We start from the raw sequence: 15,613 nt of genomic DNA, 5'->3' as shown, positions 1-15,613 counted from the left end.
CTCTTAGCCCTAACGTGCTTCGGCCATTAAATGTTCAATATCATCAATATCTTTAACCACATCTGAAGTCAGTACACGTGGCCCTTGCTGAGTCGCCACGACATCATCTTCAATCCGAATACCAATCCCGCGCCATTTTTCATCGACTGTTTCATCATCTGGAGCAATATAAAGCCCTGGCTCAACCGTCACCACCATGCCCGCTTCATAAGCACGCCATTCACCTGCTGTTTTGTATGTACCCACATCATGCACATCCATACCCAACCAGTGACCTGTCCCATGCATATAAAACTGACGATACGCTTCAGTTTCAAGCAGCTCGTTCAGCTCACCTTTGAGCAAACCCAAATCCAGCAAGCCTTCAGTGAGAATTTTAGTGGCGACACTATGTGGTTCACGGTACAAGTGACCAATTTTTACAGCATCAATTGCCGCATATTGTGAAGCTAACACCACTTCATACAATGCTTTTTGCTCTGCTGAAAATTTACCGTTGACAGGGAAAGTTCGGGTAATGTCTGAAGCATAACATTCATATTCGCAAGCAGCATCAATCAGAACCAAGTCACCATCTTTAAGTGGCTGATTATTTTCCACATAGTGTAAAATACAGCCATTAGCGCCACCACCAACAATACTGTTATAAGAGGGTACACAACCATATTGCCCAAAAATATAATTCAGTTCTGACTCAAGTGCATATTCCATCATGTCAGGGCGAACTTTTTGCATGGCACGCGTATGCGCTTTTGCACTGATTTTTGATGCAATCTGCATCAGTTCGATTTCCTGCATTGACTTGATCAAACGCATTTCATCAACAATACGATCCAGCTGGATCACCTGTGCAGGCGAACCATGCCCCTGACGCTGCTGTGCATCGGCTTTTTTTAACCATTGGCTAACACGTGCATCGAAGTCTGCCTGATGTCCGATGCGATAATACAGGTGCTCTTTGTCCAGCAGTTTTTCAATAATTTCTTCATCTAGCAGATCAATTGCATAGGCTTCATCAGCATCATAATCTTCAATCGCACCATCAATCCCTGCCCGATAACCATTCCAGATTTCAAGCTCGCGATTGCGTTCACGACAAAACAGGCTATAGCTATATTCATCACCCGACTCAAATGTTTCAATCACGGCTAAAGCTTCAGGTTCAGGAAAACCCGTCAGATAAAAGAAACTGCTATCTGCACGAAACTTATAGTCTGCATCACGATTACGGTATGCCACAGGGCTGGTCGCAATAATCGCAATACTGTTCGCTCCCATTTTTTTGGCAAGTTGGGCACGACGCTGTTGAAAATCAATTTGAGTCAATTTCATGATGTTCTTCTTTATCAATATAATCAGATGCTACACATCATCCAATTAACTTGGACGATGCGGGGTAAACATTTCAACAACAGGACTTGCTTTTTGCTGTTTTTGTTGAAGCAGAGGAGTTTCTGAGATATCAACTTTCTTACGTCCAATCGAAAGACTCACAGGAATCAGGCGTACAAATTCGTACAATTCCTGATAACTGATTTCACCTTCTTCATCATTATCTGAATCTTCAAACTCAACTGCTGCAACTTCTTGTAAATGCTCAATCAATTCCATTTCATCTTTACGCAGATGTCCAGAAGCCAATCCAAAACCAAGTACCACGCCTGCACACCAGTCAGCAAGTGCTTGTACGCGTTCTTGCAAGATATGTTCATCATCTGGCAGTAATGGTAAATAGTCGAGTTCATCTTCAGACAATGCATGAGCAACATCTTCTGCTTCATCGCTCAAAAGCACCAATACATCTTCATTTGGTGCTGGCACATTAAGTGTTGCCAGAATTTGTAACCATTCATCACGGCTTGGTGGTTGTGTCACACAAACTATACCTGTCAATAGCCCATGTAACTCACTTGGGCTTGAAATTTCTTCAATAGAAGAAAAATTGCGTTCCCACTCAGACCAACCAGAAATATCGTCTTGCATTCGTTTATCCAATCTCTATACTTCGTATATATTACCTTTGTTTGCAGCACTGTGCGACCACGTTATGTTAGAAGAATTAAAGCGCCTTCAGGCACACATTGCGGTAGTGAAAAACCGTTTAGCACATTTTGAGCGTGAAAATACGTCTTTGCTTGCTTCAAAGCAGCAAAGCGATGAACAATATCATGCACATTTGACGCAAAAAAACAGCATCATCACGCAAAAGCAGGATGAGATTGACAGTTTGCAGGATCATTTAGGCACCTTGCAGTCTCAATATAAACAACTCAATCAAGATGCAAGCACGCTAGCCGATCGCTATAACCGTTTGGAAAAAAGCTGTACTGATCTCAAAAATCGTTTTCAGGAAATTCTTAACGAACGGAATGAATTACGTGTGGTTAAAGAAAAACTGCAAAATGACTATAAACATGCCCAACAGGAAATTACATCCTTAAAACAGGAACAGGAACGTTTGATTCAAAAGAACGAGCAGGCAAAATCCAAAGTTGAAGCCATCATTCATCGTTTATCTGTCCTAGGTACAGAGCAAGATCAATACACACAAGAAATTCAGCAACTTGCCAACCCTGCTGAACAGAATGAGGAAAATTCGTAATGAGTGAAGCTGTCACTGTCGAATTACGTATTATCGAACAGGTTTTCCGTCTCGCTACAACATCCGAAACGAAAGCCGACCTACAAAAAGCAGCCGAATTACTGAACGAGAAATTTCAGGAATTTCGCCGTAATGCTCCTCGTGTTGAACACAATAAACTAGTGATTATGGTTGCTTTAGAGCTCATGCAGGAAGTTCTTGCATTGAATAAATCTCTACAAGAATATAGTCATTGCGAACGAATTCTTAGCTCGTTATTAACTGAAGTTGAAGAAATGGTGGAATAACCGCACAAATCCTCAACACTTGAAAAACAACTTAACAATGAACTGGTATCAGGAATTTGCATCCTTCTTGTTATTGGTTATACTGTTTATAGTCTCTGAGATGTTTGCCAGCGCGTCGAATTCCCCTGAGCCGATATCTTTTTTTTAGGATTACGTTCTGCATATTTAGAGTGTATGCCTGCCTCAGAGCAGGAAACCCAGCAAGTATGCGTCGTGTCCACCTTGAACTTTAGGGTTCAAGGGTGACGACATGCAGCGGCATCTTCGGAGTACTATTTTATCAATAAAAACAATAATTAATTAAATATTAAAATTCATAGAAATTTCCAAAACATCGACATACTGCATAATGTAGCCACCATGTAAGCTCTTCCCTTTTCTCCAGACAAATAAATTTTCCACAAAGATTCAGAGCTACAGAGCTTTGCTTTACGTGTGGCTAAAAGTAAAAGTTATATCGTTGAGACGAAATTACTCAGAGATATGCCATACGGCCACAAGACAACATGGGAGATGCTGTGTTGCTCAAGTACACGAGAAAGCACGTGAATATCTATGGTTACCTATGATATCTAGACGACCACCACTCAACGCCCAGCGAATACTAGGCTTGGTTCCAGTTTCAGTACAGGGCGTACACTTAACGCAGCGGCAACTAAGCTAACTAACACAACAGTCAAGGCACCCAGTAAAGGCGTAAACCACATCATTCGAAACGGATATCCAGCCATGATTGCCAACTGCCCGATAATGGCGCAAAGTCCCAGCCCGAGACCAGTTCCTAAGAGTCCACACAGACCAGCCTGAGCAAATACCATCGTCAAAAGAAGCCTCGGTGTAGCACCCATCGCACTGAGTACAGCATAATTACGTAGGTTTTCGTTCGTGAACATGTAGAGCATTACTCCTGTTACACCAAAGCCGACTGACATCGCCAGCGTAAGCATTGCTGCAATGTCACCCACATCTTCAGAGTTAACCAGAAACCAATGGACGGTATCGGATTTAAAATCTGCAGATGTACGCGCGCGAAGGCCCGTTGCTAACTCAATGCGAATCGCCAAGTCTTCAGGTGCCACACCAGATGCGGCGGTTGCAAGCACAAATGTGAGTCTACGTCGCTCTGGTGGCAGAATTCGAGTCGCGTTCGAAAAAGTCATATATAGCAACGGACGCGGTGGGAATCGAGGAAGCCCTTGCGATTGACCGAGAATCCGCACGCTGTGATCATTGATGAGTAATTCATCACCTTTTGCCAATTCACGGGTTGGCGCATCAAAATCCAATTTGCCATGTGGCGATTGATCTGAAATTTGAAATGAGGTTTCCAGCTTACCGCTAGTTCCCCCTGCATCAACCACCACAGCATCAGGTACTCTCAGCAAGCTAGGCATCACATCATTCTGGATGGATGGCATGCCGATCAAGGTTGCATCATCAACACCAATAACCTGAAAGGGCTGGTAACGCCCGTCTGGAAAACGGACATCTGCTGTGGCAAACATGAGCGGTACTGCTGACTGCACCCCTGCAACACTACGGACTCTTGCCAATGCTTGTAGGGACATGTTCGTCGTTTGCTCAACAGAAGTGACGGCTGGATCCATCACCCATACATCGACCGTACTATTTTCAGCAATCGGTGCGTAACCGCGCGTCATAATTCCTGCGAAGTACGATGCAGCAAATGTCACCAAGAATGATGTAAAGGTAATACCAAAGATTAAACCCACATATTTGGCACGATCACCCAGCAGCATTTTTAAGGCTATACGTAACATTTTGCTGCTCCTTCATGCATGCAGGCTGACAGGATAATCACGATATCTTCATGGAAGATGCAGTTGGCGTAGATTGAGGATGTGTGCCATTCGAAGATTTGTTAGCTTTCGTCTCAATGAATACATCGACTTGCTGCCCAACGTAGATCGGCAAAGTGGTGTGATCAAAACTATAAATAACCTGCAAGGCACGGGTATCGACCCGCTCGGTGTTATCACCCGTCAGAGAAGTTTTTGGCAACACATAGGGATCAACTCGTTCAAATTTCAGCGTGGTGTGTAGAGTTGGATTGCCACGCACAAATGCCACAGCACGTGCGCCTGGCTGAATCCGCCATGCATCATTTTCATCGATGTCTGCACGTACGAATAGCCGATCATCATTCCCGAGCAACATTGAAGAATCACTCGGAGCACCACCTTGTATGAATGCGCCGATGCGTATCTTGTTTTGTAAAATTCGGCCACGGACTAATGACCGTACGGTATAGCGTTCAATATCCATCTGAATTTGCTTGACCTGTGCTTGGGCTGATACTAGCTCTGCTTCGGCAAGTTTGACTGCAAAGCGCCGATTGTTTAGTTCCTCAACACTGATTGCGCGTTTATCCGATAAACTGTTAGCGAGTTCGAATTGGCTCTTGGCTTGTGCCAAACGTGCAGTAATTTCTGAGATTTTCGCCACTGCGGGGATAAGTTGTGCCTGCTGTTCACGATCATCGATCTTGAACAGCTTGTCACCAACCTCCACTTGGCTGCCTTCGTGTACATAGAGCTCAACCACAACACCAGATACAGGCGTGCCGACAACAATGTTTCCAGTGCTCGCCTCAACAATACCTGCTCCAGCAACGTAAGCCGCGAAAGGTGATTTTGGTGACTGCACTGCTGGTCGGGATGTGGATGATTGCCTGTTACCGATCAGTACCATCGTGATGGCAAGTAGCAGACCAAGCAGTGAAAGTATCGGGAGCAGATATTTACGCATCATTGCACTTGCGCCTCCTCGACTTCAACAATCTTTCCATCATCCATATGCGCGATGCGGTCGGCAAACTCATAAATGCGAGTGTCGTGTGTAACAACTAGCAGTGCACGGTCTGGAGCTTGTGCTACATTTCGCAAGATCTCCATCATGGCATGTCCAGTAGCGTGGTCCAGATTGCTCGTCGGTTCGTCGCAAATAATGATTTTAGGATTGTGTACCAGCGCACGCGCGATTGCCACGCGTTGCTGTTGCCCACCACTGAGTTGACTAGGAAGTGCACCTTCGCGTTCTGAAAGCCCAACCTGATCGAGAATAACCCGAGCGCGTTGAATGGCTAACTTGCGCTCTTTACCGTTTATTAAGAGCGGCATGGCAACGTTTTCAGCAACGGTTAAAGAAGGGAGCAAGTTAAAGGTCTGGAAAACGAAACCGATAGAAGTCCCGCGAAAATGCGCTCGCTCGGCTATACTCATATCATCCAAGTCTTTGCCAAGTACTGTGCATTTTCCTGCATCGCGTTTCAAAATACCGCCGATAATTGAAATCAAGGTTGTTTTGCCACAGCCTGAAGGGCCGGCCAAAATAAGTAATTCTCCTTGGTAGACATCAAGATTGATACCGCGCAATGCAGTCACTTTTGCACCACCGATACCATAGTCCTTCGTGACACCAGAACACTTAACAGCAACATCCTGACTCGGCTTCATTGTTTTTTGTCCTTATGCCTTATCGCAGAAAGTTAGTTTTGACCTGAGCAGTCCTTGCGTTACCAGACCAATAACGTCTTTAATATCGCGCAGTTTGTGAAAAACCTTACATTACATTCAATCAGTTACAGCCTTACAACTTTCATAGCGTTGTCTGCTACGTTATAGGGATACCTTATAGCCGCTTAAGCAATTCGCTTTAGGTTAAAATTTATTCAAAAAGATACAATACATTATGGAACAACCACAGATCAATGGAATTTTTAGCGCTCCGAAATAGAATTCCCAGATGGAACTTCAATGATATTAAAAATAATCATGCTCTATCTCTATCGCAGTAAATTGAATATTACAAGATAAGGCAAGGCAATAAATGCGGATTGAGCATGATCTGTTGCAGCTTCAGGTCTTTGGTGATTAAAAATTCTGATCCAGCGATTGATGAGGTCGAATTAATATCATACTGCTGGGCTACCTAGGCGACGAAGATATAAGAAGATTCTTGCAGGACGAAAATACTGAGTTTGAATTCTTTGTTGTATTTTCTAGATTTTTTAGCAACACTAAGCGCTACAGAATATATAGACTCGTGGATTAAGTCCCCACTTGTTTTAAGTAAGAATCAAATTAAGACCTATCGCATGGTTTGGGAAGATATCTTCATCGGACACTTACGAATACATCCGCAAAATAAATTTAATAAATTGTGCTAAGTCTTGCTCAATCTATATACGCTTCAAGCTCATCCAAAAAACAAGCAAACCTTATCATAAATTCAGAATAGCCATTTAGCGTAATTGATCAACACCACTTAAAAAATATGTTATAAACATAACATAAATTGTATGGCTTATAACATGAAAATATCCATTCTTATTTCTAGCCTCTCCACAGAAAAGTCATCAATACGTATGCGTGTATGGCGAGCAATCAAAAATAATGGTGCAGCCACACTACGGGATGGCGTTTATTTATTGCCATCCGAGTATGCTGATAAATTTAATCAAATCATCCACGAGCACACCAATGAAAATGGAATAGCTCATATTTTCCATACAGAATGTCCAGAAAATCTGAATTTACATGCAATATTTGATAAAAGCGCAGAGTATATTGAGCTATCAAAACAGCTCAATGATCTTGAAAAACAATTAGATATTGCTAAAAAAAATGAACATTTGAAACAGATCAGAAAGATACGTAAGAATCTAAACAATCTAATTCAAATAGACTATTTTCCTACCTCTATAAAAGAGAAAGTCACGAAAGAACTTGCAGTACTTGAACATATAATTGCTCGTTTGGGTGAAATTGATGAACCTCAATTCATCTCTCAAAGTGTCAAACAGTACGACACCAAGTCTTTCCAGAATATGGTTTGGGCAACGAGAAAGCGCCCATGGATTGATCGACTGGCATCAGCATGGCTCATACAAAAATTCATTGATCCGTCTGCACAGTTTATATGGCTAGACTCTCCCTCAGATTGCCCTAAAGATGCGACGGGTTATGACTTTGATGGTGCAACTTTCACGCATATCGACACCCTTGTGACTTTTGAAGTCTTGATTCAAAGTTTTCAACTCGGTAATCCAGCCTTAAACAAAATTGCTCAAATTGTTCATTATCTCGATGTAGGAGGCCATGAAGTACCTGAAGCGATTGGATTAGAAAAAGTCATACATGGGCTAAAAACAACAATTCTTAATGATGATCAGCTTTTAAAACTCTCAAATCTTATTTTTGATGGTTTATATGCTGACCTACTTGGAGAAGAACATGGATCGTCATAATGAAGTTAAAAGTATCAGTTTTTGGCAAGCTTTCTTATTTTGGCTCAAACTGGGCTTTATCAGCTTTGGAGGGCCAGCGGGTCAAATTGCCATTATGCATCAAGAGCTTGTAGAACGAAGAAAATGGATTTCTGAAAAACGATTCATGCACGCCTTGAATTACTGCATGCTGTTACCTGGCCCCGAAGCTCAGCAATTAGCGACCTATATTGGTTGGCTTATGCATAAAACCAAAGGAGGGCTTATTGCTGGTATTCTGTTTGTTTTACCCTCCCTCTTTGTTTTAATTGCACTATCATGGATTTATATCAAATTTGGTAACATCTCCATCATTGCGGGGATCTTCTACGGGATTAAACCTGCCGTCACCTCCATTGTTTTTCATGCAACATATCGAATTGGAAGCCGATCACTTAAGAATAAATTTCTTTGGCTGATTGCTGTGATCGCATTCATTGCTATTTTCGCTTTTAATGCCCCATTTCCACTTATTGTTTTACTCGCTGCTTTAACAGGTTATTTTACCAGTAAAAAATATCCTGCATTATTTTCAAGCAATACTCATCAATCCAGTGGTCAGTCTTATGGAAAAGCCATCATTGATGATGATACTCCAACACCTGAGCATGCTTTATTTAAATGGTCACGCCTAGCAAAGGTCGTCTTTATTGCAGCGTTATTGTGGTTTATACCATTATTGAGTTTGTTCTATATTTTTGGGTGGAATCATGCATACACACAAATGGCGTGGTTCTTTACCAAAGCGGCACTAATGACCTTTGGCGGAGCTTATGCTGTATTGCCTTATGTTTACCAAGGCGCTGTCAATTATTATCACTGGTTAAGTCCAACTCAAATGATTGATGGCTTGGCACTAGGCGAAAGTACGCCTGGCCCATTAATCATCGTGGTGGCTTTTGTTGGCTTTATTGGCGGTTATAGTCAGAATCTATTGGGAGCAGATCATCAGTTTCTGGCAGGTGCTTTAGGTGCAGTGATTGTGACATGGTTCACGTTCATTTTTTCATTCCTGTTTATTTTGGCAGGTGCTCCAATTATAGAATCAACACATAATCAGATTAAATTTACAGCACCTTTGACTGCAATTACCGCAGCCGTAGTCGGTGTAATCTTTAATTTGGCATTATTCTTTGGCTATCATGTTCTATGGTCTAAAGGCTTTAATGGACCATTTGACGCTATTTCCGCAATAATTGTAGTGTCTGCCTTAATTGCTTTATTTAAATTTAACCAAAGTGTTTTAAGGGTGATTGGTGTATCTGCACTTATTGGTTTAATTATCAAACTCTTATTTTAAATATTTCAATGAGTAGAAGCCAAGCTTCTACTCATTTTGCATCAATGACAGTGATGCACCCAGTTTTGCTATTTGTATAGCAGCTTTGAAAAAATTTAATGCTTAATATGTATATTTCACTTCAGCATAGAAAGTTCGCTCAGGAAATGGATGATAGAGAAAATATTGAGAGTTATTTAAATTATCAATCCCTGCGGCTGCACTCCAATTGTGATTGAAGCGATAACTGGTGCGAACATCCATGACAAAGAACGGTTGAAAGCCCTGATAGGTTTTAGCAAAGGTATCGGTATTGTCTACCGTTGCATATTGTCGACCAATATATCTTCCAGCCGTTGTAAAATTCCATTCAGGGGTAATGTGATAGGTTCCAACCAATGTCGCACGCCAAGCCGGAACATATGGGGTATGTTTACCCACCGAAGTTGCACCCGCAATCGTTGGCACATAGTTACTGTTTTCCAAAATTGTGGCATCGACATAACTGATACTTCCAGACAAGTCTAAGTGATCAATCAGCGCATTCTGTTTTGCCGCAGTAAATTCAATCCCCCGTTGACGAGTTTTGTTTACATTCTGGGTATATGAAACAGGTGTTGCATAACCTGAAATCATCGCAGTTTGCGAGATCAAAGCATCTTTGATGCGCTCCTGAAAAATAGATAAGCGCATTGAACTGTCATTTGTTTCGCGAGCGAGAGCTAACTCATGCGAAAGTACATTTTCAGGCTTTAAATTTGGGTTGGCTTGCGTATAGGTTGTACCAGTTTGTACATTTTGATAAAGCTCGCCAACCGTTGGGAAACGTAGTGCTTTGCCAGATGAGCCTGTCAGTGTCCAGTTCGGTGCAAATGACCATGCTACAGAGGCTTTAGGTGAAAAACCTGTTTTGCCTTCATTAGGTTGATTGACCGAAAAAAGTTTACTGTTTGCTGTGGACAGGTTATATCCATTGGTCGCCTGCCAGTCTTCATAACGACCACCAATTGTTGCTTTAACTTTCGGTGTAATCATCCAGACATCTTGTAGCCATGCAGCCGTGGTTTGGGTTTTACCTTGGGAAGCACTGGTTAATATACCTTCTGCACCTCGCCAGTCACTAGCACTATAGGTCTGACTATCTAGCCGATACCAGTCCCCATGTAAACCGCTACTTAAAGTATGGTTTGATAAACGTTCATTTTGGAAGTGATATGAGCTTTTTAAATCCAGTGTTGACCAGCCTGTACCACTTGCATCGGTAATTTGTCCTGATCCACCCGATTGTGAAATTGCATAAGGACCATTAGAAAGGCGGGTTAAATCTTTTAAATAATCAAAATGACTGGCAACAACTTCCCAATTGAGTCCATCAGAATGATTGGTTTTGAGTGTTAAACTTTGCATTAAATGCTGCTGTGAAACCTCATTTCTGGAAAATAAACCTGCAATACTACTCGCATTATAGGCATATCCCCCGATATTAACCTTGCCAGACGTTGCACCATAATAAGCTGACTGATCAGCAGCACTGCTGAGATAACTTTCTGAATGGGCATCTGCATCATTTCGCCAAAAACCGACAACATAATTGGCACTCAAGGTCGGGCTAAAATCATAAGCCAGTTTTAATTTGACATTATCCTGAATGGTATGGGTAATATTGCCTGCACCTAAAATCTGAATTGGACTCCCCGTACGATTTTCTCCTGCAATTGCCCCATTCATCACGGGTTGAGTGGTTGCAGGTGTGCTTGATTGACTCAAGGTTGCAAATGTAAGCGGCTGACTTGAACTATCCAAATGATTGGCACTTAGCCACCAAGCAAAATTACCATTACGATCGCCCAGTGTGGTACTCAGCTCGCCAGAACCGAAGTGATCTTTGCTATTGTATAACTTGAAATCTTGAATCGCACCGCGCATAGTTGCCGTTGCCTCAAAGTGATCAGGCATTCGTGTAACAATATCAATGACTGCCCCGTATGAGTTGCCTGCATAAGCAGCAGAATAAGGACCATACAAGACATTGATTCGGCTAATTTCTTCAGGTGACACCATAAACCACTGTGGTGAGCCATTGCCGTTATTGTTATTAATTAAGGTTGATAGCAATACACCATCTGCAAAAATCAGGCTACGCGCACTCGCATTAACACCTGTTGTACGGGTTGCTATCGGTGCTTGAGTATCACCAATGTAACGTTTTCTAACTAGAAGATCAGGTAAATATTTCACCATGTCTTCTGTATTCATGACATTGGTTGTGGTTTCTGAGTCCTTTTTCGTGACTGTTGCCACACTTGCAGGAAAACCTTTCACTGCTTCCGAGTCAGAATGCATACCTTTTTTATGCGCAGATGCACGCACAACAATTGTCGGAAGATCACTCTCGGTCTTTGATAATGTGGAATTTGCTGGGTTATCTGTAGGTTCAGCCATAACCGCAGTGGCTGCCATACAAGCAAGAGTTAATGTAGTTAAACGAAAAAATGGCGTTGATGTCATATAAGCGAAGAGACGCATCTATATCTTCCATAAAAATATTTATAGCTATCCGCACCATGACGAAATGAAAAATTGAGAGGCAAAAAAGCCTTTCATTCATTGTTCATGATATGGAAATTAAATGAATAAATTGAATTTCAATATTTTTATGGAATAAGAGGTGGAGCTTGCGGAGGAGGAATATAGTAATCAGCACGCCAATAAAACTGAATCTGATATCTTGATGAAATATAAGTACTTAGCTGCTTGAGCAAAACCAGAATGAATAATAGGCAAATCCCCGAAAATAGCACTAAAAGACCACCACTTAGCCCATGTGAGCATAATGGACAATTTTTCATGACCTTTTCGGCAATTTTTTCTGTACTGTCAGACTGCTCTTGCTTTTGAGCAAGCATCTCAACTTGATGATGATGTTTCATCTCTGCTTGAGGCATATCCATCGTTTGCCCAGCAAGCATTTGGCAATGCTCAGACATTCCATAAACTGCAGGTGTCCAACCGAGATTAATCATGGTCGGTAACAGTAAATGCCAACAAAGACAAAAGAGAGCAATTATTGCAACCCTAGTAGACTTGGTTTTTTGTCGAGAAAAAAATCTGGGCATGAGCGAGATATCGAATTAGTCATCATCCATGTTACTAATAAGAAATAATCATTTCTGAATAGAAACAACAATATGGCATCACAAAGCCACTGTATTTAACCGAAAGCTCATCACGTTTATCTTTGATACATCAAATACAAAAGTTGATCAGCAAACTATTTTCAATACGAGGGTTAAATTCTGCTGTGCAATATACAGGTTCATCGAATAATTTGCATCGGTTAAGCATCTTAAAATAATTAATTTTTTATAAGATCATTGTATTTAATAGAGCGTAATGGCTATTCGATTCATATCTTTTAAGTATTTCAAAGCAACCTATAAGGTTGTTTTATCTGGCAATTTACCTGACATAATATAATTTCGCATCAAGGAAGGTCAGAAGTACCAAAGGGGAAAAAATGCTTTTAAAATCAAAATTAATTTGTTTCATGGCACCACTGCTTTTACTCAGTTCAAATACATTTGCTGACTGGGTGAAAGATGCATCTTTAAAGAACGAAGCCGAGACCATTCAATTAAGACACCAAATTCATGCGCATCCAGAATTGGGAAATATGGAATTTCAAACTTCTGCGCTTGTACAAAAAGAACTCCGATCTTATGGAATTGAAGTTAAAACAGGCTTTGCCAAAACAGGAGTCATTGGAATCTTAAAAGGTGCTCAAGCAGGGCCAGTGATGGCATTAAGAGCAGATATGGATGCGTTACCCATTGAAGAAAAAACAGGGTTGCCATTTGCCAGCAAACAAAAGGGAATCTATCAAGGAAAAGAAGTATCCGTCATGCATGCATGTGGTCATGATGCACACACAGCAATGCTCCTCGGCGCAGCCAAAATATTAGCGAAGAACAAAGATAAAATTAAAGGAACCGTTGTTTTTGTTTTTCAACCTGCTGAGGAAGGCGGTGCAGATATCGATAATTTTAGCCAGGGAGATCAAATTGGTTCAAGAAAAATGATCTCAGATGGAGCGCTGTCCAATCCTAAACCAGAGGTTATTTTTGGAATGCATGTGATAGCAGGGCTGCAAAGTGGGCATATTTATTATAGAGATGGAGCAATCCTGAATAGCGCAGATAATTTAAGTATTCAAGTTAAAGGAAAACAGGCGCATGGCTCCATGCCTTGGCTCAGTAATGACCCAATTGTAAGCTCCGCCCAAATTATCAATAACTTACAGACGATGATCAGTCGCCGCACAAATTTAACCGAAGGAATGGGTGTCATTAGTATCGGCAGTATCCAATCTGGAAATGCTGGAAATATTATTCCTGAAAAAGTCGATATGCTGGGAACAATCCGCTCTAACAATGAAAATATTAGACAAAATATTATTCAACAACTTCCTGAGATGATCAAGTACACCGCCCAAGCCAATCATGTCAATGCAGAGGTTAAAATATCGGCTTATGCACCTGTGACGACCAATAATAAGGCTCTGACAGAATTAATGATCCCGACATTTAAAGAAGTTGCTGGCGATGAAAAAACACATTATTTAAAAAATAATGCAAGTGCCAGTGAAGACTTTGCTTATTATGGTCAATTGATGCCCTCTTTATTTGTATTTATTGGGGCAACTCCAGCAAACCAAGATATGAGTAAAGCTGCACCTAATCATAGCCCGAATTTTATTGTTGATGATGCCACACTAAAAACAGGTGTTGAGTTACATGTGCGATTTATACTCGATTACCCTGATAGACGTACAAACCAATTAAAAACCAACACCTAAAACAATCCGCTTTTATGAAAACGATCTCTCTAGTGGTGAACAATCTTCATTAGATCAAGGTCAGTCACTATTTTCTACTCTGCGTCGATGACTAGAGCTTGAGAATGGTGACCGTACCAAATCCGCATGTATCTAGAATTTTAGGGAGTATTCAAATTTAGATTGGAAGCAGAATGCGGTAGTACATTCTCCCCAACCGAGTAAAGTCAAAATTGTACAATCAACCATTTTAGCTGATTTGGGAAGGGCGATATAAAACCTTATAAATTGTGAGGTTTTTTCAAACCTCATATTATTGTGAATGTTGAGGCTTCTAGTGGCATTTTGATAAATTTATCAACACTCAGCTTTTGATTTTAACCACCCATTCACTTATACCCATTCCTGCCAGTTTTGCATCGCTTGCCAAACCTTAATCGCATCAACTGTTGCTTTGACATCATGCGCACGCACCATGCAAGCACCTTGCTGAATCGAAAGCAGATGCCCTGCTACACTCCCTACAGCTCGAGCTTTTGCATCAGTTTCCCCAACTACAGCACCAATAAAACGTTTTCGGGATAATGCCGACAAAATTGGATAGCCCAGTTCATGCAATTGCCATAACTCATCTAACAACTGTAAATTATGTGCTGCATTTTTAGCAAAACCAAAACCTGGATCAATCATAATATTTTCAGGTGCAACACCCACCTGAATTGCTAAATCAATCTTTTGCTTTAGCTCAGCAATCACTTCTGCTGTCACATCCTGATAATCTGCCAACTGATTCATGGTGGTTGGCTCACCACGCATATGCATCAAAATCACAGGAATATTCAGTTCTGCTGCCATTTCTAGTGCATTCGGGCGAGTCAGTGCACGTACATCATTCCAGATATGTGCACCCGCTTCTACAGCTTGCCGCATTACCTCTGGTTGACTGGTATCAATCGATAAAATCACATTCTCTTTTGCCAAAACTTCAACAACAGGAATCACTCGTCTTAATTCTTCTTCTACAGTAACAACTGCTGCCCCTGGACGCGTAGACTCACCACCGATATCAATCACTGTTGCACCATCAACGATCATCTGTAGCGCATGTTCAATTGCCTGTTGCTTTGAATTATGTAACCCGCCATCGCTAAATGAATCGGGTGTGACATTTAAAATGCCCATAACATGTGGCTGAGATAGATCTAAAAGTTTTCTGCCACATCTCAACTGACGTTGAGACAAAGGTATATAGTGCATAGTTCAAACTCAAAATTAATTCGTGCTAAGTTTAAAATAAAAAAGAGCCACCTAAGTGACTCTTTTT

At 41.3% G+C, this 15,613-nt stretch carries 13 protein-coding genes and 1 other RNA gene; 6 read left to right on the top strand and 8 right to left on the bottom strand.

Annotated elements, in window-relative coordinates:
- Positions 1 to 9: 9 nt before the first annotated feature.
- Both pepP and P255_RS03405 read right to left on the bottom strand, forming a co-directional pair.
- Complete coding sequence (gene pepP, locus P255_RS03410) at positions 10 to 1,332, bottom strand: Xaa-Pro aminopeptidase (RefSeq protein WP_004903607.1); 1,323 nt, start codon at positions 1,330 to 1,332, stop codon at positions 10 to 12.
- Positions 1,333 to 1,377: 45 nt separating this feature from the next.
- A complete protein-coding gene (locus P255_RS03405) occupies positions 1,378 to 1,983 on the bottom strand; it encodes a UPF0149 family protein (RefSeq protein WP_004903604.1) in 606 nt (201 codons plus the stop codon).
- 64 nt (positions 1,984 to 2,047) lie between these two features.
- On the opposite strand from P255_RS03405, the gene P255_RS03400 reads away from it, so the two are divergent.
- The 3 genes from P255_RS03400 (at position 2,048) to ssrS (ending at position 3,164) form a co-directional block, all read left to right on the top strand.
- Positions 2,048 to 2,602, top strand: a complete 555-nt coding sequence (locus tag P255_RS03400; RefSeq protein WP_004903603.1) for a hypothetical protein — start codon at positions 2,048 to 2,050, stop codon at positions 2,600 to 2,602.
- The gene (locus tag P255_RS03395) at positions 2,602 to 2,889 is read left to right on the top strand and encodes a cell division protein ZapA (RefSeq protein WP_004753481.1); all 288 of its coding nucleotides are present in this window, start codon (positions 2,602 to 2,604) and stop codon (positions 2,887 to 2,889) included. The genes P255_RS03400 and P255_RS03395 overlap by 1 nt, the downstream gene beginning before the upstream one ends.
- A gap of 89 nt (positions 2,890 to 2,978) precedes the next feature.
- A non-coding RNA gene (ssrS, locus tag P255_RS15175) (6S RNA) lies at positions 2,979 to 3,164 on the top strand.
- A gap of 312 nt (positions 3,165 to 3,476) precedes the next feature.
- Here ssrS and P255_RS03390 read toward each other — a convergent pair.
- Genes P255_RS03390 through P255_RS03380 form a run of 3 tightly spaced genes read right to left on the bottom strand, consistent with a single transcriptional unit; the run spans position 3,477 to position 6,365 of the window.
- Positions 3,477 to 4,670: an FtsX-like permease family protein gene (locus P255_RS03390; protein ID WP_004903601.1), complete on the bottom strand. Its 1,194-nt coding sequence runs from the start codon at positions 4,668 to 4,670 to the stop codon at positions 3,477 to 3,479.
- Positions 4,671 to 4,707: 37 nt separating this feature from the next.
- Positions 4,708 to 5,661 (bottom strand): efflux RND transporter periplasmic adaptor subunit, encoded by a 954-nt coding sequence (locus tag P255_RS03385; RefSeq protein WP_004903599.1) that lies wholly within the window; start codon positions 5,659 to 5,661, stop codon positions 4,708 to 4,710.
- A complete protein-coding gene (locus P255_RS03380) occupies positions 5,658 to 6,365 on the bottom strand; it encodes an ABC transporter ATP-binding protein (protein WP_004903597.1) in 708 nt (235 codons plus the stop codon). Before P255_RS03380 ends, P255_RS03385 begins: the two co-directional genes overlap by 4 nt.
- 857 nt (positions 6,366 to 7,222) lie before the next feature.
- On the opposite strand from P255_RS03380, the gene P255_RS03375 reads away from it, so the two are divergent.
- Both P255_RS03375 and chrA read left to right on the top strand, forming a co-directional pair.
- Positions 7,223 to 8,158 (top strand): chromate resistance protein ChrB domain-containing protein, encoded by a 936-nt coding sequence (locus P255_RS03375; RefSeq protein ID WP_035364974.1) that lies wholly within the window; start codon positions 7,223 to 7,225, stop codon positions 8,156 to 8,158.
- Positions 8,145 to 9,476, top strand: coding sequence for a chromate efflux transporter (gene chrA, locus P255_RS03370; RefSeq protein ID WP_004903595.1), 1,332 nt, complete (start codon positions 8,145 to 8,147; stop codon positions 9,474 to 9,476). Before P255_RS03375 ends, chrA begins: the two co-directional genes overlap by 14 nt.
- A 102-nt stretch (positions 9,477 to 9,578) precedes the next feature.
- Here the strand turns inward: chrA and P255_RS03365 are convergent, their stop codons facing one another.
- Positions 9,579 to 11,981 (bottom strand): TonB-dependent receptor, encoded by a 2,403-nt coding sequence (locus tag P255_RS03365; RefSeq protein WP_004903594.1) that lies wholly within the window; start codon positions 11,979 to 11,981, stop codon positions 9,579 to 9,581.
- A gap of 128 nt (positions 11,982 to 12,109) precedes the next feature.
- The gene (locus tag P255_RS03360; RefSeq protein ID WP_228127522.1) at positions 12,110 to 12,406 is read right to left on the bottom strand and encodes a hypothetical protein; all 297 of its coding nucleotides are present in this window, start codon (positions 12,404 to 12,406) and stop codon (positions 12,110 to 12,112) included.
- A 566-nt stretch (positions 12,407 to 12,972) separates the two neighbouring features.
- Between P255_RS03360 and P255_RS03355 the strand changes: the two genes are divergently transcribed.
- A complete protein-coding gene (locus tag P255_RS03355; protein ID WP_004903592.1) occupies positions 12,973 to 14,310 on the top strand; it encodes an amidohydrolase in 1,338 nt (445 codons plus the stop codon).
- A 372-nt stretch (positions 14,311 to 14,682) separates the two neighbouring features.
- On the opposite strand, the gene folP is transcribed toward P255_RS03355, so the two are convergent.
- Entirely contained in the window at positions 14,683 to 15,546 is an 864-nt protein-coding gene (gene folP, locus P255_RS03350) for a dihydropteroate synthase (RefSeq protein ID WP_004903591.1), read from the bottom strand.
- Between the last annotated feature and the right edge of the window lie 67 nt (positions 15,547 to 15,613).

The sequence above is a fragment of the Acinetobacter brisouii CIP 110357 genome, from assembly GCF_000488275.1.
Classification (GTDB): Bacteria; Pseudomonadota; Gammaproteobacteria; order Pseudomonadales; family Moraxellaceae; genus Acinetobacter; species Acinetobacter brisouii.
Note: the sequence above shows the minus strand (reverse complement) of the source record. Positions and strands in the feature narration are given on the sequence as shown.